Raw genomic sequence first — 22236 nt, forward strand, 5'->3', positions numbered from 1 at the left:
CGAAAATCAAACTAAAGTAAAAACTAAATACAATCTTAAACTACACAATAAACATATTAATAAATATAAAATACGCAATAAAATTTTAATAAATATCGATTAATTTATCCTTTACATTAATTTATTGGCTCTATCTAAGCAAAGTTAATCTGTTTACTTCTAAAATAAATTAAAAGATTATTTTTATTCAGGTTAGCATCCATGAGCATAAAATTGCTTGAAAATTCTTTTGGAATATAAAACACCGGCAAACGTTTCAGCTACCAACCTACTGTCTAACGGACCACATACATACCTTCAAACTGAATGATTACTCATGTCTGGATAGTATCCAGCATAAATGTCAGGATAAAAATCAGCCCTTCTAAATATTTTTTTATTACTTCTCTCTGTTCACCTTGCACAAGTTAATCAGCTGGCTAAAAACAGATCTCATCAAACGCAGGAAACTTATGAACCAGCAACCTGAAGCCATTCACAATCAACAAACCAGAAAAGAGCAACTTTATCAAACTCTGCGATGTACTATTCTGGGAATCTTGAGCTTACTGTCCTACTCCTCAGTCCCAGCCTCGGCCAATATCTTTGCCAATATCCCTTTACACTTACAAAGCAAATCGATTACCACCTCATCCTACAGCGTTAAACCCAATATCACTTTTTACATCGACGATTCCGGCAGTATGTCCATGAACATTGTACCTATTACATACAAATGTCGTGTTAGCAAGTGGGTTCCCAATCCAGATGGAAAAGGTGGCTACTGGCCACCTTTTGCTGGCTATGAATACGGTTTTAACGTGAAACCCAAAAATACCTCAGAAGTCCGCTATAGCTGCGATACCTATCGTCGTATCGATTCAGTAAAAGAAGTATTAACAGACATCGTCAATAACTATCATGATGATATGTATTTTGCTTTTCGACCCATGTGCGGTACAGGTGACCAAAAAAAATTCAATAAATTTTATGACACTTCAGATCCCGACAATTACCAGAACATGCTGGACAATATTAAAAAACTTGAAACTCCGTGTGATACACCAACCACACGCCAGTTTCCTGTCATCGCCCGTAATCTAGTGATAAACAAACTTAAATACCGTTGTCAAAAATCCTATATCATTCTGTTGAGTGATGGCGAGGCAGACAATACCTACTCCGTATCCGACAAAAACTACAATAACAGCAAAGACTCACGCTACGATGCTTATTTCGACCGTGATTACAGCAGTGAAAATGAGCGCCTCAATTTTCTGGCACGCAATCACAACATCAACAAACCATTTCGTCTGAAATACTACACAGACAGGCTCAATAATTCTAACTTTGGCAACTATATCTACACCAAGGATTATTATAATTCCAGTGGCCGATCCATTAATGCATCACCAGTCAGAAGAAAAAACGATGAAGCAGGCCAACCATGGGATGAAGTTGATCCCCAAACCGGTAAACGCTTTGTTCAAACTGCGCAGACCTTTACCATTGGTGTAGGTTTAGGCCAGCGTAATACCAATGAAGCCAAAATAGCCATTCCTTATCTGGAAAACGGTGCCACACCTAGTGGTGAATTTAATGAAAAAAACAATCCTAAAGGGCGCTTTTTCAACGCCAATTCCCGTGATGAAATTATCAGTGCCTTTGACAAAATTTTTAAAACCATTAAAGGAGAAATGACAGCTTCTACCATTCAAACCACAACTACTGCTCCCACCATTGCCATATCTAACACCAGTATCGGCAATTTGTCCATTACCGCCAAAGTCGAAACCGGAGCATGGAGCAGCCGCATCTGTATATCAGATCTCAATAAAAAAAATAACAACGATACCTGCCCTATGCAGCCATCCTTTGATAACCGGCAATTGCTACTGAATGATGGCAAAAACACCTATCTCTTTGATGGCAATTTAAACACTTTAAACAACAGCACATTTAAAATCAGCAACAATAATAAAAACCGTTTAGAATGGCGCGACGGTTTACTGGCTTGGTTAAACCGCTCTCTTACCGATTCAACACTCAAAAACAATGATTTTGTATTGGATTATCGCACCCGTCGTCCGTTGAAAGATTTTGGCAATACCCGAGATATCGGCGATATCATCGACAACCCAATTCTTACCGCCGGCAATATCGAAAACAATCGCCAGCAATACCTGATTACCTCAGCCAACGACGGCATGGTCTACGTATTTCGCTCAAGCAACAGTTCAAACCACCCGTATGATTTAAAATTCAACTACATGCCAATGGGCATCGAAAGACAAAGTAACAATGGTTCTGATTTGATTGCTCATTACTATAAAGATTTAACCAGTAAAAAATACGGTTCTAACGATTCCTACCCCCATCGCTACCTTCTCAACGGCGGTATGGTCGTACAACAGACTGATGGCAGCAACAATCGCCCACAACAAATTTTTATGGTTTCTACTTTAGGACAGGCTGGGCGCGGCGCCTTTGGTATCAACATCGGTGGGCATGATGTCATAACTGGCCGTCCTCTTGCTGCAGAAAATATGAATTCATCTAATTGGTATCAAGATGTATTTCTGTTTCAGACTCCTAGCGGAAAAGACAACCAATTCGGATATACCGTTGGCACACCTGCAATTGCCCGTGTACGCGTAAACAAGGCAGCCAACGCATCGGATACATCTATAACCGACCACATCCGTCAGGCAGCATTCATCAGCAATGGTTACAACTATTCCTCAACTCTGGCTCAGGATATAAGCGCCAAACCCTCCCCTGAATCGGCATTATATATTTACGATATTCTCGGAATCGATGTAGGCACCAAAGCTTACGCACGCACTGGCACAAAAAAAGGGGAATTGATTGCTAAACTGACTGCACCAAATAGTAAAGGCGGTCTATCCAGTCCAACCGTTATTGATATCGATGGTGATGGCATAGCCGACATTGTTTACGCTGGCGACTATGGAGGAAACCTCTATCGCTTTGATTTGCGTTCCCCTAATCCGGCCAACTGGAAAGTACATAAAATTTTTACTGCTGATGCTCCTATTACTTCAGCACCAGGTGTAGTTTTGATACAGACACCCAGACAAAATCACAGTACCAGTCAAACCGCGATTATCACGTTTGGCACTGGAAGTGATATTTATCAATCAGACTTGAATAACAAACAGCAGCAATCAGTTTATGGAATCTACGACAATTTAAATCAGACACAAGTAGAAGAAATAAATAAAAATAATCTGTTAAAACAGGAACTTATTCAAAAAGAGCATTATAGACTACTGAGTAATTACCCATTAAACCCAAAAGTTCACCGCGGCTGGTATTTCCAACTGCAAAACAACACTGGAGAACGTGTAGTCACGAAACCAGTGATAGTATCTTATGCCGGTGCTGTCCTTTCACGCACGTACAACGTGAAAAAAGAAAACAAACTTCCTGATCCATGTAAAGTAACTACCACAACACAGCGCACCTCAGTTGTCACTGGCAAAATCCAGTATAATGTAAAAAATGGAGGTGCATTACAGATTTCAGATCCTAACTTTGTGTTTGATGAACATGCACCAGCAGGCGCAAGTATCAACAAAGAAGGACCTTTTGGTTTTATAGTATTAGGCTATAATGCTATTGATATAGGTGGGTCGGCTACCCAAAAGCCACTAAGTGAAAAAACGCCTCTCCCAGATAGTTGCTCACGTGCAGCTGTAGTGGCCGCCACAACCGATGGAGAAAAATTAACAGTAAATGTACCACGCTGTCCTATCAGCATTAAGCAACTTTCATGGCGTGAAATAAGAACCAGCTATCATTAATTAAATCCAAGTTTGCTTTAACAGTTTATTCGTTTTAACAGGCAGATTATATTCAGAATATAATCTGCTTTATTTTTTTCATACTGTGTGAATTTGTCTGATTCTTTTTTTGGCAAATTATTACATTGAGCAATAATTTTTACGTTTCGGTAAATGTCGACAATATCAATTATTTAATACTTTATTAAAACATACCATAAAATAATCGCCTGGCAGTTTTTTGATTATTTAGATTTAAATAGGAATGTAATTAAACTGATAATTTCTGTAAATAATATTTAATTCAAATCAATTGACTTAAACAGTTTTTATACCTATATTATCATATATTAGTTTTTATAAAATATGCTTAATTTTGAAAAATATTTCTACATGTTTAGTGGTTTTATAAGACATATATTTTCATAAAATCTAACCAGCTGCCCAAGTACCAAGGTAAAGTATGAATATAGTAGTAATTGAGAATTGAAAACCGGATTTTCTATAGCTAAAGCAATTATTATCTCAGCAATTATAGAAGATTTGAGTGCTATGATAATTTTTAGCTAAATATATATTTACATAGTAATGTATTAACTTTATTTTATTACACATTTCTTTAAAAGTAATAATATGAAAATATACATGTTTAACTGTTGATTGTATGTAATTAATTTCAAATTTAATATTTGCAGTTATATTAATTGGAGAATAACCCTATGTATAATAAAACCACAAGGGAAGAAAATTCCAGTTGTGGCTTTGGTAAAAGAATTATATTCAAAGCCGTAGCTGGGGCTTTGAGTTTAATTATGCTGCAAACTCAGGCAGCATCTAATATCTTTGCTGATGTTCCTCTGCGTTTACAAAGCAAATCTACTACCACAACTGCTTATAACATAAAACCTAATATTACTTTGTATATCGATGATTCGGGTAGTATGGGCGATTCAATCGGTTATCAATGTCAGTATCGTACATACACTTGTCAAAGATTAAACCCAAACACCAAAAAATGTTCTAACTGGGGTCCGACCAGCGGATGGAGCGGAGAGAATAATATGGTTACGGGATTTCCTGATTTGGCTAGACTAGATGAGAAAATTGATGATCCCAGTTTACCTGTAAATGAACACAAATGGACTTTTTATGGTTACTGTAAAGCTATCGGTATCGATGGTGACAAGAAAACAACCAAAATGATGATGGTCCAAAGAGTATTATCAGATATTGTTGACACCAATAAAAATGAATTTTATTTTAGTCTACAACCAATGAATAACTGGTCTGATGCAGAAAAAAATCCTAATGGATCATATCCTGCATATATTACTCCAGACTACAACAAATTTTATGATACCTCTGAGCTTAAAGATTACCAGTTTATTAAAGATCATATAATCGGAAACAAAGCGCAATCTATTCGAGGATTAAGAGCATCGGGAGGCACACCCACAGCCCTAAGGTTAAACGCTGTTGTACGCAATACAGTGATGAACAAATTGAGATATCGTTGTCAGAAATCTTATTTAATCCTATTAACTGATGGTCTGGATGCCGGTACACTTCCGATAACTGATTCTACTTATTTTGCCGGACGACTTAATTATGGTTATGATGGTTATTTCGATGGAAGCAATATCAGACCAGATGGTGCCCTCGTAAACATAAATAATCGGTTTAATTTGCTCAATTACTACACCAATACTTTGGCAAACAAAAATTTCGGTGATTACATTTATTCCAAAGATTTTGTTACTAACTCTGGTGGTGCTTACCAAGTAAATACCAATAAGTTTACAGATAGAAGATCAGTTGATGAAGCTGGTCAACCATGGAATGGACCGGATCCACTGGGCGATAAACCTGGACACACAAAAAATTTTACTCAGACAGCACAAACATTCACTATAGGTGTGGGACTGGGAAGCAGAGCCTTGTCACCTGACCAATCAAGAGCAATAGCATATTTGTTAAATGGTGCTTCTCCAAAGCCTGACTATGACCCCAAAACTAACCCAAATGCTAGGTACTTTTTCAATGCAAATTCGCTGCAGGAAATTAATGATGCATTTAAGAAAATTTTTGAAGAAATAAAAGGGAAAACAACCACTACTACAGTAAATGTTACCACTACCGCCCCTTCTGTAGGTATTTCAAGTACAACAACTAACAACTCCAGAATTACAATCAAAGTTGAAACTGGTGGCTGGAGTAGTCAGATTTGTATTAATAAAATAGATGGTTCTGATAATGAATCCTGCGAAATTCGGCCTAGCTATGCTAATCGTAAATTGCTGCTGAATGATGGTACAAACACTTATTTGTTTTCTGATTCATTAAAAGATTTAAATAATAATTATTTTTTAATTCCAGATAATGATAAGAATAAGACAGAATGGTTGAATGGTTTGCTTACTTGGCTTAGCCGTTCAAAAGCTGACAACGAGATTAAAAAAGACGGATTTGTTCTGAACTACCGCGAGCGTAAGCAAAAAGACAATTATGGAGACACCCACAATATCGGTGATATTGATGATAATCCCATTCTTACTATTGGTGGTGATAGCCATGGCGGTGAATATCAGAAGTATATGATAACTTCTGCCAACGATGGTATGGTATATGTTTTCCAATCTACTAGTAATGAAACTCGGCCTTACGATTTGAAATTTAATTTCATGCCTATGGCTATTGAGCGACAAAGTAATGATGGTAGTGATATTGTTGCCCACTATTACAAAGATTTAACTGATAATAATTATGGCAGAGATAGTGAACATCCACATCGATTTTTATTAAATGGTGGTTTTTCTGTCTATGAAACTGAAGACAGAGGCGGTGCACCTGAACTGATATTTATGGTTTCTAATATGGGTCAAGCCGGACGTGGAGCATTTGCTATTAATATCGGCGGAAAAGATTTGATTTCTGGAAAGCCAATAGGCGCTGACAATATGGGAAGCTCCGACTGGTATAAAAATGTATTTCTTTTCCAGACGCCCACCGGAGAAAATAATAAATTTGGCTATACAATTGGTACCCCTAGTGTAGCCCGTGTTCGGGTCAACACCGATAAAGATGCCTCAGCTGTTTCAGTTAAGGATCACATCCGGGAAGCTGCGTTCCTTAATAATGGATATAATTACTCTGAAGACTACCGTAACTTGCCAACTCAACAATCTGAAGAGTCAGCATTGTATATTTATGATGTATTGGGTATAGATGTCGGTACTGCTGGTTATGTCAGAACTGGAATGCATGCCGGCCAACAAATAGCCAAGCTGGTTGCCCCGGGCGGATCAGGTGGGTTATCCAGTCCGGTTGCTTATGATATTGATGGTGATGGCGTTGCTGATCTTGTTTATGCCGGTGATTATGCAGGTAATATGTTCCGTTTTGATTTGCGTAGCCCAAATCCAGCTAATTGGAAAGCGACTAAAATCTTTTCAGCGGGCGCTCCTATTACTACAGCACCAGCTATTTTTGAAGCCCAAAAAGACCCTAATATTTCTTCAACGGATCAGAAAACGAATCGTAAAGTGGTTATTGTGTTCGGTACAGGTAGTGATATTTATCAGTCTGATCTGGAAAATAAGGATCAACAAACCATTTATGGTATTTACGATGATCTGACACCTAATGTTGATCCACTGGTTAGTAAAAATTCTTTACTACAACAAGTTATGACCTATAACGGTGGAACAGGTGTGTTAAGTAATAATCCTTTTTCAGCTGACAAATACAGAGGCTGGTATTTTAACCTGAATACCGATGGTGAGCGTGTGGTAACACCTGTAGAACAGCTTTTATATTCTGGAATGGTGCTTACCCGTTCTTATTCAGTTTCTTCTGATAATAAGCTTCGTGATCCTTGTCAGCCGGTAACCACAAATGAAAAAACCAATGTTTACACAAGAAAAACGCAATTCAATGCTCTAACAGGTGGTGCATTGCTTGAATCGGATCCGCATATCATCTATGATCCAAACACTCCCCTAGCTAGCAGTGTTGGCATTGACAGTCTAGTAGGTATGAAAATTAGTGGTGGAAGTAATAAGAATGTTCTCAGCGTTTCTGGTAAACAAACTTCATTAAATAAACAAAAGGAAAATCAGACAAGCTGTTTACGAACCGCTCCTCAGGTAGCCATGACAGATGGATCCAAACCAGTGATAAGTGGTGTTCAAATGTGTCCGATCAGCATTAAACGATTGTCATGGAGAGAAGTGAAAACAAGTTATCTTGATTAAATTAATTAAATAGCTAGTATTGATAACTTTAATCTGCACTTACTACTTGAGTAATAGCTTAGGTAGTAAGTGCTTTTTTTTATTTAAAATATGAAAAATAATTTTTTTATTGGCTTGAAAAGAAGTTTAGATTAGCGGGCGTTTAAAACTAATATAAAAAGCATATTTTTTAAGTTTTAAAACAAATATTTATTGCGATAATAATCTAATTAGTTTGCAAAATGGCCTAGTTTTTCCATTTTGGTGTGCAAATACTGCTGATTTTCAGGATTTTGCCCCACGTGCAAGGGTACACGCTTGACTACGTTGATGCCCAATGCTTTGAGGGTATCTACTTTGTGCGGGTTATTAGTCATCAGTTGAACTGAACCGATGCTAAGATAATCAAGAATATATTTGGCCAGACTGAAATCACGTGCATCTATAGGCAGTCCTAAGGCCAGATTGGCTTCTACGGTATCCATACCTTCATCCTGAAGCTTGTAAGCTCGAATCTTATTGAGTAAACCTATGCCCCTGCCTTCTTGCCGCAAATAGACAATTACACCACGCCCTGCCTTCTGTACGGCCTTCATGGCTGCTTCTAGCTGTGGCCCGCAATCGCAGCGTCTAGAAAAAAGAGCATCACCGGTCAGGCATTCTGAATGGATGCGGCCAAGAACTGGTTCGCCACTGCTTACATCACCTACTGTAAGTGCAATGTGTTCCTGTTTATTGCGTACATCTTCAAAACCGTACATTGTGAATTCACCCCACTGGGTAGGCAAACGGCATGCGGAAATGAATCTTACGGGACTGTTATCTTTTATCTGATTTTGTTGTGTTGCTTTCATGTTTTTATCTCTTGATGGAAGTCTCAATGGCCTGATGCAGGTTTTGCAATAATGGAGGAATGACAATGGCTAATGCTGTCCAATCTATCAGTTCGGCTTCGGTAATAGCATTGGGCTGTATGTGTGCTGCATATAGTACGCCCAGTACTTTCCCCTGTGAATTGGTAACTGGAATAGCCAGCTGGGAATGAGCAGCCTGCTCGCCAGTTAAGCTGCCATCGCTCAGCCAATGCTGGACATTATTCACCTGATTCAGCCAGCCGGTAGTGGCGGTACGCGCAAATAAATACTGCTGCACCTGTTGCTGGCCGCAAACGATTTGTGCTGGCAGGCTGCTACCACGGGAAAGCAGTCGATACAATTGTCCTGCTATCTCATCCAGCTCATATAAGTATAATGCAAAGATTTCATTATGATGACGGCTGGCTATTGAATCTAAAGCCAAATACATCTGGCGCAAGGTATATGTGCTGTTGTTATTGGCAGTAAAAAGTTCTGCAGGCTGAAGCTGGTGCAATGATGCGGTGTTCACTCCTAGTTTTTCTGCCAGACTAAAACCATTTTCCTGATACCAAATTACTGACATATCTATTTCGGCCTGTGCAAGTGTTAAAACCGATTGGGCAGCCAGCATGGCCATCTGCACTTGGTCTGCCGATAATTTTAATCCTTGAGTTTGCAGGTAATCATGCACCTGAGCACAAGCCATACGTTTCCCTTGGAGATTTCTTTACAAACAAATATTGTAACCGAAAATGATGCTGATTCTTGCAAATATGCTTCAAGCGTCTTTAAAAACTTATTTATTCATTATTAAATTATTTATAAGTTAATGTGATGACAGATATTAATGGTTATTTATCAGTTATTTTCATGAGTGTTGTGATGGTCTAGGTCTGATTGGTTTCAATGATTCTGTGGGGATATTAGGTGATTGTGTCTTTGTATCTGGGTGAAGGATAAATATGGGCCGTTAATTTAATTGTAACAAGTTAAAATAATGTTAAGTACTTGTATTATATTAAATTACATCGAATAATATCTTCACCGTAGTTTCACGGTTACTATTGTGAATAGGAGTAGTATATGAGTAATCTTAAACCTGGCGATAATTCTGGTACCAACGGTGGTATTTATCAAGAAGTTGATCAGCACGGCCATCCTCTGGAGAATTTTGCAACAATTAAGGATCATGAAAAAGCACCGCCTACTCAGCACGCAGGTAATTGCTGGAAACTGAAAAGCAGAACACCAGACAGTAAGCATTAGTTTTACTTAGACAGCTATCTGGCTGTGGTTTTTGATGGGTTTATAAATAAAATCTGTGGCAGTCAGATAGCTTAGAAGATTAAAACATTGAAAAATAATATCGATTTTTTTGTTTTTATTTTTTTGATATTGAAACTGTACTGTGATGGATACGTGAATTAAGAGTATGAAACTTTACTTTTCTGACTAAATCAACTTTTACATGGATATTACTATTTAATGATTTAAATCTAGTATCCCATTTTTTTGTCTACTATTTAGATTTCTTCTCCAGTTTCTTCCTTATTTCTTGCTTAGAATATAGCTATTTGTTATCTCTGCGTTCTCAAATGCTGTCTTTAATATTTGTTTATTTTTTTCGTTAATATTCTGATTTTTCAAATCTATTTTCATAATACTCTTTTGCATTTTCAGCAGATGTTAGGTATTTGCCATATAATTTTCTTTACTTTACTTCAAAGTCGATATTTAATACCGTCATTTACTATCAATAACAGAACTAGCTTTGTTAAATGTAGAGAGACATCACCATGAAAAAAATTACTGCATTGTCTGGGATTATTGCAATGGTTTCTATGCCGCTAATAGCTGCCGGTCAAGGAGGATTTACTGGTCCTTCTGTGTCCACGCAAAAGAGTAGATATAAAGACCCTAATGCCGCTATAACCACTGTTACTCATGCCAAATCTTTGCCTGACGACAGTCGTGTAATTTTGCGTGGCAAAATAACCGAACGTATTTCGGATGATATGTATAAGTTTAAGGATGCTACTGGGGTAATACATGTGGATATCGACCAAAAGCGTTGGAACGGACTAAGCGTCGGTCCACAGGATACCGTGGAAATTCAGGGAGAAGTAGATAAGGACTGGAATTCAGTAGAAATCGACGTGAAACATCTTCGTAAGATTGTGCCATAAATCTAGCGATAAACAGCGCCTAAATGTTCAGGAGACGCTATCTTTGTTTTGTCTGAGTATGCGTTGATTTTGTTAGCCTGACTATGTCTGGCATGGCTTGTAGAAATATGTGACTAAATAATTTAATAAAAATATTATGCTGTATGATTAATACTAATTAAAGTATAAGTATATCGGCTTTATGCCACAGCATGAGGAAATGAATGATAAAGGGTCGTTTGTCAGTTGCTGCTTTGTTGGTAAATATGTTTTGCCAGTTTGAATATATTGATTAAATATAATTTATAAATATCAGGTTTGTTTATGTCTTTTCTGCAAATACTGTCTTTGGTATTGCTGGTATTGATACTGGTGTTATCTATCTGGCGACATGTAAATATTGGTTTATTGGGATTTTGTGCCGCTGCCGTAATGCTGGTGGCTTCACAGACTTATCCTGATAGTGGTATGGCCTCTCAAGCTCAGGCTTTAACTGCTAAAACGGTATTGGCTCATTTCCCAGGATCTATTGTGACGTTGTTGATCGGGGTGTCTTTACTGTTTGCTCATTTTGAACGCAGTGGCAGTCTCAGCTGGATTACCGATAAGGTCTATAAAACAATTGGTAATCATGCGATGCTGATTCCTTGGGTGGGTTATGTGTTTGGTCTGTTTATCTCAACGGCCGGTGCATTTTCTACGGCTACCATTACTTTACTGGTGCCGATTACGGCTGCTTTGGGCAGACGTTTGCCAAAAATATTTTTTATTTGTGAGGTGGCGGCTGTTGTAGGGGCGAATACTGGGGCATTATCACCTATTAATCCTGTAGGGATGGTGATTAAAGATGCTGCCAGCCATGCGAATGTGAGTTTCAACGGCTGGCAGCTCTGGTTGTTGGGAACGATTGTAAGTGCTGTGACAGTATTGATTTTGCAATTTATTTTTAGCCCTAAGAGGATGACAGATAGCCCAAAAGGCCAAAAACCTAGGCGTGGGCTGGCGCTGTTAAAACCGATAGCGGTGGATGACAGTGAGAAGAAACAATTGTGCCCTTCTTACGCTGTTTGCTCTACGCTGGCTGTGTTGCTGTTTATTGTGCTGGTGGTGTTTGCCGATGCTGATGTCGGTCTAACTTCGATTTCTCTGGCTGTGGCTTTGATGCTTTTGTTTCCGCAGCAAAGTAAGGATTTTGCTAAAAAGATTCCTTGGAATGCGGTAATTGTGATTAGCGGACTGCTGGTGTTTATTGGAACGATGATGTCAGTACATGCGATGCAGGCTGTGGAAGAAAGCTTGCTAAGTATGACAAGCAATCAGATTATTCTGCTATTTATCATTGCTTATCTCACGACCTGCCTGAGTAATGTGGAATCATCGACTATCGGGGTAATTAGTTTGATGACGCCGATGATTTTCACCATTTTCGGTGGTTCTGAACATTTACCATTGATTTTGGCAGCCTGTACGGCACCAGCTCTGCTGAGTGTGATTAACCCGATTCATATTGCCGGCACGTTAATCGTCAGCTACACCGATGAGCAGCAACAGGATGCGATGTTTAGGCGTCTGCTGACTATCGCTTTTTTTACCATACCGATTATTCCGGGTGCCACAATGATTTTACCGGCTATTCTATTCTGAATGTTACCGGCAGTCTGATGTTTTATGGGTGATGGATTGGATTTGTGCATAGAAAATATTCTGTGATTATGCAGCAGGTGCTTAGTTATTGCTTATTCAGCTGATAATTCATTTATTTTTGATTCAAGCTAACCAACTTTACTCTTTAATTTAATTCAAAAAATTAGTGATTAGGTTAATTTTTGTTTGTTTATTTTACCCAGATACTTTATAACGTAAACACATTTATCTGAATATTTTGCTGTAAGAAACATACTGAAAGCTGAATAAATTTAAATTTTGTTTGATTAGTGTAAATTTCAACGCAACTTTTCTTTTCAGAATGATAAAAAATCAGGACTACTTATGAACTTACCACAAATATTATCGCTCGTATTACTGGTTGTGATTTTGATTCTGGCTGTCTGGCGACATGTCAATATTGGTTTGCTGGGGTTCAGTGCAGCAGCTGTAATGGTGATGGTCTCTGCTTTAAGTGCAGATGGTTCTGCTGCTGAGACAGTGCTAAGCAGTAAGGCAGTGCTGAATCATTTCCCCGGTGCCATTGTGACGCTGCTCATTGGTGTATCTTTATTGTTTGCCCATTTGGAAAAAAGCGGTGGGCTGAGTTGGTTTACCGATAAGGTATACTCAAAAATGGGACATCGAACCCATTTGGTACCATGGATAGGCTATTTTATCGGTTTTGCCATTTCTACAGCCGGCGCGTTTTCTACTGCTTCGATTACTTTGCTGGTTCCTGTAATAGCAGCTCTGGGCAGAAAACATCCCCGATTATTTTTTATCTGTGAAATGGCTGCAATTATCGGGGCGAATACTGGAGCTCTGTCTCCTATAAATCCCACTGGACAGGTTATTCTTGAGGCAGCAAAAAAAGCTCAAGTCATCTATAGCCCATGGCTAGTATGGTTTCTGGGGATGGTGCTCAGTTTTGTGCTGGTTATCGCTTTACAGATAGTTTTCCAAGAAAAACGGGTAGTTGATGTATCCGAATTGAGTAAGGGCAAAAAGGGTTATCTGTTACTTAAACCTGTGACTCAGGAAAGTTGTGACAATCATCAATTGCAGCCTTTTTATGCACTTTGTTCGACAATTGCGGTGCTGATTTTTCTGTTTCTGGTGATTTTTGCTAAGGCTAATGTTGGTTTAACTGCATTAACGTTAGCTGTGGTGATGATGCTGTTTTTCCCTAAAAACAGTAAGGATTTTGTGAAGAAGATTCCTTGGAATGCGGTAGTAGTAATCAGCGGGCTTTTGGTTTTTATCGGTACGATGATGCAGATTGATACCATGAAAGCTGTAGAACAAGGACTATTGAGTATGACCAGCAGTAAAATTGCGCTATTGTTTATGCTGGCCTATCTGACCACCTTCCTCAGTAATGTTGAATCTTCTACTCTTGGTGTAATCAGTCTAATGATTCCGATGGTATTCACGATTTTCGGAGACTCACCACAGATTTCCCTGATTCTAGCAGCTTGTGCGGCCCCGGCTATGCTGAGTGTGGTTAATCCGATTCATATTGCAGGCACACTTGTTGTGAGTGTTACGGATGAAAAACAGCAGGAAACGATGTTTAAACGCTTACTGATTATCGCTTTTGCTACGGTACCTTTTTTCCCTGGTCTGGCTATGATTGTGCCGGCCATCATGATGTAAACTGATAATGAAATACACACATTTGCCGATGAGTAAGCGCTGTTGGTGATACGGCTGGTAATTTCTGTTTTCTCTCTGTAGTTTTGCTGCTTAAGACAGGTGGACAGTTTGAGGGAATGCAAAAAGCGGTTAACAATTGGGCAGGAGTACGGCACAATTGACTTCTGTTTTCGACTGATATTTTCATATGCAGATTTATTTGGTTGGTGGTGCGGTAAGAGATAAATATTTGCAGCGTCCTGTGTCTGACCGCGACTGGGTAGTAGTGGGTGCTACAGCGGTAGAAATGTCTGAGGCTGGTTATCAGCCGGTGGGCAAAGATTTTCCGGTGTTTCTACATCCGCAAACACACGAAGAATATGCGCTGGCGCGTACAGAACGCAAAATCGCCGCAGGCTACAGTGGATTTACTTTCCATGCGGCAGCAGATGTGACGCTGGAGCAGGATTTGCAACGGCGTGATTTAACCATCAATGCAATGGCAGAAGATTCTGAAGGCCATCTGATCGACCCTTATCATGGTCTGGATGACTTACGTCGTGGAATTTTGCGCCATGTTAGCCCTGCTTTTGCTGAAGACCCAGTACGCATTCTGCGCATTGCCCGCTTTGCGGCTCGTTATGGCTTTCATGTAGCCGATGAAACCATGGGATTGATGCGGCAAATGGTGGACAACGGAGAAGTCAACGCACTGGTCGCAGAAAGAGTATGGCAGGAGCTGGCTAAGGGATTGATGGAAAAACAGCCGCGTCTGATGATTGAAGTTTTGCGTGCCTGCGGTGCCCTGAAAATTATTCTGCCAGAAGTAGATGCTTTGTTTGGGGTACCACAACGAGCTGTGCACCATCCAGAAATAGATGCGGGTGAGCACACGCTACTGAGCCTTCAGTATGCTGCGGAACACGATTATTCATTACCCGAACGTTATGCTGCCCTCACCCATGATTTAGGTAAAGCGTTAACTCCTAAGGATAAGCTACCTGGTCATCCTGGCCACGATTATGCTGGAATCAAGCTAGTGGAAGCTGTTAATCAGCGCTGGAAGGTTCCCAAAGCCTGTGCCCAGTTAGCTTTACTGATATGCAGCTATCACATCAGGCTGCACAGTGTGGGACTGTTGAAACCCAAAACTGTTCTGGAGATTCTCAAGCAAACTGATGCGTTACGGCGTCCACAACGCTTTGCTCAAATTCTGCGAGTCTGTGTGGCCGATGTCCGTGGTCGGCTGGGTTTTGAGCAACAACCTTATCCGCAGCAGCAGCACTGGCTGGCATTACAGTCGGCAGCCATGACAGTTGATGCTGCGGCTATTGCACGAGCTTCTGATAATCCGCAACATATTGCGAATGCTATAGAACTAGCGCGGCTACATCAAATCAGCCCATTGCAGAATGCTTATCGTCAATCACAATCTAATGGCTATTAATTATGGTAGTTGCAACGTTGGTTACTTCTCTGGCCGATAAATTAAAACTGCATAAACAGCAGGCTGCCGAAATTTACCGGCGTCGGAAGCATCCGTTTGTTTACTTCCGCCAGCACACGCAAATTATTTCTGAAATACTGACTACTTTGTGGCAGCACTTTTTTGCCGAGCAGGAATTATGTTTACTGGCAATAGGTGGTTTCGGCCGTGGTGAGATGTATCCATTTTCAGACGTGGATATGGCTATTGTTAGTAGAGAGCCAGTCAGTGATATGTTGCAACATCAGATCGCTGCATTTATTCAGATTTTGTGGGACATTCATCTGCAACCTGCTGCCAAAGTAGGTACGATTGATGAATTATGCGAAAGCGCACGGCAGGATTTAACCGGCGATTCCGCATTGCTAGAAAGCCATTATTTGTGTGGCAGCCGGCAGCTGGCGACAGAGTTAATCCATCAACTGGATTTACAGCGTGATGTCGCTGCATTTACAGAAGGTAAAATACTGGAGCAGAGCCAACGTTATACAAAAGCTTCTGGTGAAGCCAGCTTGTTGGAAGCTAATGTAAAAACCACTCAGGGTGGTTTACGTGATATTCATACTTTATTGTGGCTGGCAAAAGTACAGGGACTACCGCCCCAAATTCATGATTTGATGCGCAATGCCATTTTAAACCGCACCGAGGCAAGATTGCTACTCAGCTGCCAGAAGCAGCTTGCCAGAATCCGCATTGAGCTGCATCTGACCGCTAAACGAGCTGAAGACCGGCTGATTTTCGACCTTCAGACACAGGTAGCAGAAAATCTGGGATATGTGGATGATGCAAATTCACGCTCCAGTGAAAAGCTGATGCATGATTTTTACCGTGCCATTAAAGGTGTAAAACAACTCAGTGGCATTCTGGTGCCGATGCTGCGAGACCGTGTCTATGCCACGTTGCCTCGCGTAGTTGTGGAGCTAGATGAACATTATTATCAAGTTGGCAATATGCTGGCGGTACACAATCTTGAGCTTTTTCGGCATAAGCCGGAGCATATTTTTATCAGTCTGCGGATTGCACAGGAACACAGCGATATTATTGGTCTGGCACCAAAAACCCTGCGAGCATGGTGGGCTGCAGCTCATCAGCAAGTGAATGAAGCGTTTTATCAGAATCCAATCAATCGCGAATGCTTTGCTGGCTTCTTCCGGCATGGCAATGGTCTGACGCACTTACTTAGATTTATCAATCTGTATGGTGTGCTAGGCAAGTATCTACCGGCGTGGGAAAAAATTGTGGGTTTACTGCAACACGACCTGTTTCATATCTATCCGGTAGACGACCATATTTTAATGGTGGTGCGTAATATGCGCCGTTTGGCTATGGAACGACACAGCCATGAACTGCCATTTGCTTCTACTTTGATGCATGCTTTTGAACGCAAGCACATTTTATATATGGCAGCATTGTTTCATGATATAGCTAAAGGCCGTGGCGGCGATCACGCCGTGAAAGGCGTAGCTGATGCACGTTCCTTTGCAAAAGATCATTTTCTGGACGCAGAGGAAAGTGATTTGCTTGCATGGTTGGTGGAACAGCATCTGTTGATGTCGATGACTGCGCAAAAAGAAGATATTCAAGACCCTGAAGTAGTAGCTCGATTTAGTAATCAAGTTAAAACAATTGAACGGTTGACCGCATTGTATTTGCTTACGGTTGCTGATATTCGCGGTACTAATCCGAAAATCTGGAATTCATGGAAAGCCAGCCTACTGGAAAGTCTATATAAAGCCGCACTGTATTACCTTAACGGTAGACAAAGTAACCGGCAGACAGCCATTCTTGACCGGCGTCAGCAGGCGATGCATGAATTAAGCCAGTATCAAATCAGCGAGTCACAGCAGCGTGAACTGTGGCATATTCTGGGGCAGGCGTATTTTGCACGCCATGAATGGCAGGATATTTTGTGGCATTTGTCCAAAATCATCAATTATGAGCAGCAGCCACAGGCACATAGCCAGTGGCTGCCGGATACAAATACATTAAAAGTGATGGTTTATATGCCAAACCGGCCAAAACTCTTTACAGAGCTGGCTTCAGTGTTTAGTGAGGCAGGAATGAATATCCTGACTGCGCGTGCCTATATTACCGACCACAACTTTATTCTGGATACTTTTATTCTACAATTTCCATCTGGCCTCAGCACTGCTGATTACCTTAGTATTCAGAATAAAACTGAGCTGGCACTAAATCAGTTTGTGAATGGCAATCTGTCGATGAGTGCTGCCACTCCGGCTAGCCTGAGCCGGCGCAGCAGGCATATGCCGATAGCGCCCCGCATTACCATCGATGAGGAAGATAACCCTGGCTGGTATAATTTACACATCATTACGGCTAATCGACGCTTTTTATTGGCCAATATTGCCGCAGTGTTATCAGAGCTGAATATCAGCATCCGATTTGCCAAAATCACCACATTGGACGAACGTGTAGAAGACAGCTTTCTGGTGTATGCGCCCCATCTAGCAGATACCCAGCAGCAATTACAGTTAAAAAATGCACTGCTAGACCAGCTTCTGTGCTGAACAAGACAATGTAGTAACGGCCTAAAAACTACAGGTAAACAATACATATAGTGAAGAGATAATGAACACATTCAGGACTGACAGGGAATTATTACGCCAATGGCAGCGGCTGGCACGCAGTCAGTTTCCTGCTATATGCCAACCTCGTCCTGCAGAAAGCCATAAAGGTACCTTTGGTACACTGGGTATTATTGGTGGCGCTGAAGGCATGGCTGGATCGGTTTCTTTGTCGGCTGTAGCAGCTTTGCATTGTGGATGCGGTAAAGTCTGGCTTGGCTTTAACCAGCCTTCTTTACCCTTACCCGTACTGGCACAACAGCCGGAAATTATGCTAGCTACTGCTGAGCAACTGCTGCAACGCTCAGACATTAGTGCATGGGTAATCGGCTGTGGTTTGGGCACACAAGAAACGGCTGTATCAGTACTGACAGCATGCCTGCAACAACACAATATAGTTACGTTATTGGATGCAGATGCGCTTAATCTGCTGGCACAGCAGCCAGATATCCTGACCGGTAGAAAGAATAAACACAATATTATACTGACACCTCATCCCGGAGAAGCCTCTCGCTTGCTGCAATGCAGCATCAGTGAAATACAAGGAAACCGCAACCAAGCAGTATGCCGATTGGCAGCAAAATATAATGCATGGGTTGTTTTGAAAGGACATCAAAGCCTGATCGCTTCACCTAACGGGCAAGTTTGGCAGAATAACAGTGGCAATCCCGGGCTAGCTACGGCTGGCAGTGGAGATGTGCTCGCCGGAATTATCGGAAGTCTATTGGCGCAACAAATACCATTGGAGCAAGCCGTTTATGCTGGTGTGTGGTTACATGGTACAGCTGCCGATATCCTTGCTGCCAATGAAATTGGCCCTATTGGTTTATGTGCCGGTGAAATTGCCCCAGCTGTACGCTGGCTGAGAAACCGCCTGAGTGAAACTAATTGAATAGTAAACAAGCCGGATATTTGGATAAGTAACCGGCTTTGACTTTCCTTCTAAAGGTTTATTGTACGAAAGGGCTATTATTGCTTATCTGCCAGTGCCCAGTTCACGGCCGCAGTAGCGTGGATGGCAGTTGTATCAAAAACAGGCACCGGACTATCTGCTTCAGATACCAGCAACATGATTTCAGTACAACCAAGAATTATGGCCTCTGCTCCCGCATCTACCAAATGTTGAATAATCTGCCGATACTGCTGGCGCGACTCTTCACGAATAAAGCCGGACACCAGTTCGTTATATATGATTTTATGCACTGTTTGGCAATCATGATCATTTGGAATCAGTACCTGCAAACCATATTTATCGGTGAGCCGTCCTTTGTAGAAGTCCTGCTTCATGGTAAATTCCGTACCCAGCAACCCGACTTTGCGAAGTTTTTGGCGGCAAATTTGTTCGGCAGTAGCATCGGCTATGTGTAGCAATGGAATGCAAACACTGTTTTGCACTTGCTCCGCCATACGATGCATGGTGTTGGTGCAAATAACGATACATTCTGCACCGCCCTGCTGCAACTGACGCGCGGCATGGCACATTTTTTCAGCCAACTTATCCCACTGACCCTGATGCTGTAACGCTTCTATTTCTGCGAAATCAACAGACAACATAATGCTTTGAGCTGAATGGGTACTGCCTAGTCGATCACGTACCTGCTCATTTATCATGCGGTAATATTCCGCAGAACTTTCCCAGCTCATGCCGCCAATTAAACCGATGGTTTTCATTATTAACCCCCTTGAAATACATTTAAAAAATTATTTATTTTAATAATTTGAGAATTTGTTCAGGCTTCTCAATCACATAATCAGCTGGCCAACTCGCTATATCGTCTGTGGCACTGATGTAACCCCAGTTCGCCAATACGGTAATCATACCGGCTTGACGTCCTGCTTGCATATCACGCTCAGCATCACCAACATACATACAATTTTCCGGTGCCACACCGATTTGTCTGCATGCGTAAAACATCGGTATGGTGCTGGGCTTGGGAGCGCTGGTGGTATCACCACTTACAACTACAGATGGTTTAACACTACATTCTAATTTTGGAAGCAGGCGGTCAGTAAACACATGCGGTTTGTTGGTGATAATGCCCCAGACAATATTTTGCTCAGCTAACTTGAGCAAAAGCTCATTGACACCTCCAAACAATACAGTTTCATCAGTAAAGTGCAGCTCGTATTCGGCCAGAAAATCACGCCGCAAAGTGGCAAATTCAGGATGATCCGGTTGCCATCCAGTTCCCAGCGTGATCAGTCCAGAAGCACCATGGCTGGCTACCGGTCGAATTTCGGCCATGCTTTTTTGCGGCAGATGCTGCTTTTCCAAAACTCGGTTGAGAGCGGTACCCAAATCTGGGGCAGTATCTGCAAGTGTGCCATCTAAATCAAATAATACCGCTTTAATCATGATTTCGTTTCCATCCATGAGCTGCATGTATTGTATTAATGTGCATGTTGATGAGCAACAGAAGGCATGCAGCATAACAAATTGTCACTGTGTGTATGGGCATTGCTTTCCGTCTGTACTGTTACATGATGGATATCATGTTTGAGCAAAACAGAGGCAAGCTCATTTACTAGTTTCTCTGCTTCGGCCACGGTAATGGTACCATCCACAACAATATGACAAGACAATGCGTTCATATTACTGGTAATTGTCCATGCATGTAAATCATGCACGGCCTTAATTCCGGGCATGGCCAATATCACATTACCTAGCTGCTCAAGTTCGATGTCGACTGGGGTTCCTTCCATTAGAATACGCAATGTGGTTCTCAGAATACCGATACCACTGTAAGCAATCAAACAGGCCACTACAACACTGGCCAACGGGTCAGCCCAACGCCAGCCGAACAGCATCATGAATATGGCCGCAACGATCGCCCCTACAGAGCCGAGTAAATCACCCAGCACATGTAAAAAAGCACCGCGCATATTTACATTATGCTCGGTCTCGCTACTTCGATGCATATACCACGCGATAGCGATATTCACCAGCAAACCCAAGACACTGATAATCAGCATGCCACGAGTAGCAATGGCTGGTGGATTAACGAAACGGCCAATGGCTTCATAGACAATCAATACTGCAATCACCATCAGTGCGATGCCGTTAACGGCTGCGGCGATAATCTCAAAACGCTTATAACCGAATGTCTGCCGCTGATTAACCGGCCGTTCACTCAGATGAAATGCTATTAGAGACAGTGCCAGTGCTAGCGCATCGGAAAACATATGGCCGGCATCGGAAAGTAGAGCTAGACTATTGGTTAACCAGCCACCGATGATTTCCACCAGCATATAAGCCCCGATAACCAACAATGAAACACGCAGCACCTGCTTATCCGCGGCGTGTGCTCCAAGATGATGGTGATGCCCGCTTTCATGAGTGTGCTCATGAGTATGATTGTGTTGGTGCATAGTAAGCCTTATCTAAAATAGCCTGAGAATGCTTCAGGCTAAACCCTGACGTAAGGTAAAAGTCAATTACTGATATCAGCCGAGCTGAGGACAAATGATGGCATAATGCATTAAAGATACAGAAATTTATTGCCACAGATTAGCTGAGCTTTTGGATAATAGCAAAAAAAAATACACCTACTGCTATTTCAATTCACTTAATATAAAAAGCTTTCACTGAGACTGGTCAAACAACAATAGATAGTGCGGTTATGTTGATATATGATAACTATAGTTATATTCTTAAATAAAATTTTTTTTGATAACAAAATTTTATATTTGAATTTCGTTACAATATTTCACACTTACAGGTAAAATAGTCACTTTCTAATTTGATGCAATTTTGCCCCACCATGGCTCTATCAATATAGAAATTTACAGCCAATCTAGATTAACCGAAAAGAATGTTATTCAGCAGCCTCAGAACGAAACAAAC

Annotated in this window: 14 protein-coding genes; 9 read left to right on the forward strand and 5 right to left on the reverse strand. The window is 41.1% G+C overall.

From position 1 onward, the window contains the following. The first annotated feature begins 452 nt into the window (after window positions 1-452). Together ABU615_RS02595 and ABU615_RS02600 are read left to right on the forward strand one after the other, a co-directional pair. Window positions 453-3806, forward strand: coding sequence for a PilC/PilY family type IV pilus protein (locus ABU615_RS02595; protein WP_370389149.1), 3354 nt, complete (start codon window positions 453-455; stop codon window positions 3804-3806). Window positions 3807-4504: 698 nt separating this feature from the next. Continuing rightward, window positions 4505-8038 (forward strand): PilC/PilY family type IV pilus protein, encoded by a 3534-nt coding sequence (locus tag ABU615_RS02600; protein ID WP_370389150.1) that lies wholly within the window; start codon window positions 4505-4507, stop codon window positions 8036-8038. Window positions 8039-8247: 209 nt separating this feature from the next. Here the strand turns inward: ABU615_RS02600 and ribA are convergent, their stop codons facing one another. Both ribA and ABU615_RS02610 read right to left on the reverse strand, forming a co-directional pair. Continuing rightward, entirely contained in the window at window positions 8248-8871 is a 624-nt protein-coding gene (ribA, locus tag ABU615_RS02605) for a GTP cyclohydrolase II (RefSeq protein ID WP_267403310.1), read from the reverse strand. 4 nt (window positions 8872-8875) lie between these two features. After that, window positions 8876-9580, reverse strand: coding sequence for a GAF domain-containing protein (locus ABU615_RS02610; protein WP_370389151.1), 705 nt, complete (start codon window positions 9578-9580; stop codon window positions 8876-8878). A gap of 377 nt (window positions 9581-9957) precedes the next feature. On the opposite strand from ABU615_RS02610, the gene ABU615_RS02615 reads away from it, so the two are divergent. The 7 genes from ABU615_RS02615 to ABU615_RS02645 all read left to right on the forward strand — a co-directional run bounded on the left by ABU615_RS02615 (window position 9958) and on the right by ABU615_RS02645 (window position 19284). Further along, window positions 9958-10140: a hypothetical protein gene (locus ABU615_RS02615; protein WP_100141536.1), complete on the forward strand. Its 183-nt coding sequence runs from the start codon at window positions 9958-9960 to the stop codon at window positions 10138-10140. Window positions 10141-10670: 530 nt separating this feature from the next. Then, window positions 10671-11060, forward strand: a complete 390-nt coding sequence (locus ABU615_RS02620) for a YgiW/YdeI family stress tolerance OB fold protein (protein ID WP_370389152.1) — start codon at window positions 10671-10673, stop codon at window positions 11058-11060. A 303-nt stretch (window positions 11061-11363) separates the two neighbouring features. After that, complete coding sequence (locus ABU615_RS02625; protein WP_370389153.1) at window positions 11364-12683, forward strand: SLC13 family permease; 1320 nt, start codon at window positions 11364-11366, stop codon at window positions 12681-12683. A gap of 345 nt (window positions 12684-13028) precedes the next feature. After that, window positions 13029-14342 (forward strand): SLC13 family permease, encoded by a 1314-nt coding sequence (locus tag ABU615_RS02630; RefSeq protein ID WP_370389154.1) that lies wholly within the window; start codon window positions 13029-13031, stop codon window positions 14340-14342. A gap of 187 nt (window positions 14343-14529) precedes the next feature. Next, complete coding sequence (locus ABU615_RS02635; RefSeq protein WP_370389155.1) at window positions 14530-15768, forward strand: multifunctional CCA addition/repair protein; 1239 nt, start codon at window positions 14530-14532, stop codon at window positions 15766-15768. A gap of 17 nt (window positions 15769-15785) precedes the next feature. Further along, on the forward strand, window positions 15786-18335 hold the full coding sequence (glnD, locus tag ABU615_RS02640) for a [protein-PII] uridylyltransferase (RefSeq protein WP_370389341.1): 2550 nt from the start codon (window positions 15786-15788) through the stop codon (window positions 18333-18335). 61 nt (window positions 18336-18396) lie between these two features. After that, complete coding sequence (locus ABU615_RS02645) at window positions 18397-19284, forward strand: NAD(P)H-hydrate dehydratase (RefSeq protein WP_369608351.1); 888 nt, start codon at window positions 18397-18399, stop codon at window positions 19282-19284. A gap of 77 nt (window positions 19285-19361) precedes the next feature. On the opposite strand, the gene ABU615_RS02650 is transcribed toward ABU615_RS02645, so the two are convergent. From ABU615_RS02650 to ABU615_RS02660, 3 genes are read right to left on the reverse strand one after another with little or no spacing between them, the layout of a single operon-like run. Further along, on the reverse strand, window positions 19362-20063 hold the full coding sequence (locus ABU615_RS02650) for an aspartate/glutamate racemase family protein (protein ID WP_370389156.1): 702 nt from the start codon (window positions 20061-20063) through the stop codon (window positions 19362-19364). 34 nt (window positions 20064-20097) lie between these two features. Then, window positions 20098-20748: an HAD family hydrolase gene (locus tag ABU615_RS02655; protein ID WP_370389157.1), complete on the reverse strand. Its 651-nt coding sequence runs from the start codon at window positions 20746-20748 to the stop codon at window positions 20098-20100. Between the two features lie 35 nt (window positions 20749-20783). Further along, a complete protein-coding gene (locus tag ABU615_RS02660) occupies window positions 20784-21761 on the reverse strand; it encodes a cation diffusion facilitator family transporter (RefSeq protein ID WP_367487788.1) in 978 nt (325 codons plus the stop codon). Between the last annotated feature and the right edge of the window lie 475 nt (window positions 21762-22236).

The organism is Snodgrassella alvi, from assembly GCF_040741455.2.
Taxonomy (GTDB): Bacteria; Pseudomonadota; Gammaproteobacteria; order Burkholderiales; family Neisseriaceae; genus Snodgrassella; species Snodgrassella alvi_E.

Bases quoted from the DNA above. Each gene is read 5' to 3' on its own strand.
- ABU615_RS02595 (WP_370389149.1), top strand. From the start codon at position 453: ATGAACCAGCAACCTGAAGCCATTCACAATCAACAAACCAGAAAAGAG.
- ABU615_RS02600 (WP_370389150.1), top strand. From the start codon at position 4,505: ATGTATAATAAAACCACAAGGGAAGAAAATTCCAGTTGTGGCTTTGGT.
- ribA (WP_267403310.1), bottom strand. From the start codon at position 8,871: ATGAAAGCAACACAACAAAATCAGATAAAAGATAACAGTCCCGTAAGA.
- ABU615_RS02610 (WP_370389151.1), bottom strand. From the start codon at position 9,580: ATGGCTTGTGCTCAGGTGCATGATTACCTGCAAACTCAAGGATTAAAA.
- ABU615_RS02615 (WP_100141536.1), top strand. From the start codon at position 9,958: ATGAGTAATCTTAAACCTGGCGATAATTCTGGTACCAACGGTGGTATT.
- ABU615_RS02620 (WP_370389152.1), top strand. From the start codon at position 10,671: ATGAAAAAAATTACTGCATTGTCTGGGATTATTGCAATGGTTTCTATG.
- ABU615_RS02625 (WP_370389153.1), top strand. From the start codon at position 11,364: ATGTCTTTTCTGCAAATACTGTCTTTGGTATTGCTGGTATTGATACTG.
- ABU615_RS02630 (WP_370389154.1), top strand. From the start codon at position 13,029: ATGAACTTACCACAAATATTATCGCTCGTATTACTGGTTGTGATTTTG.
- ABU615_RS02635 (WP_370389155.1), top strand. From the start codon at position 14,530: ATGCAGATTTATTTGGTTGGTGGTGCGGTAAGAGATAAATATTTGCAG.
- ABU615_RS02645 (WP_369608351.1), top strand. From the start codon at position 18,397: ATGAACACATTCAGGACTGACAGGGAATTATTACGCCAATGGCAGCGG.
- ABU615_RS02650 (WP_370389156.1), bottom strand. From the start codon at position 20,063: ATGAAAACCATCGGTTTAATTGGCGGCATGAGCTGGGAAAGTTCTGCG.
- ABU615_RS02655 (WP_370389157.1), bottom strand. From the start codon at position 20,748: ATGATTAAAGCGGTATTATTTGATTTAGATGGCACACTTGCAGATACT.
- ABU615_RS02660 (WP_367487788.1), bottom strand. From the start codon at position 21,761: ATGCACCAACACAATCATACTCATGAGCACACTCATGAAAGCGGGCAT.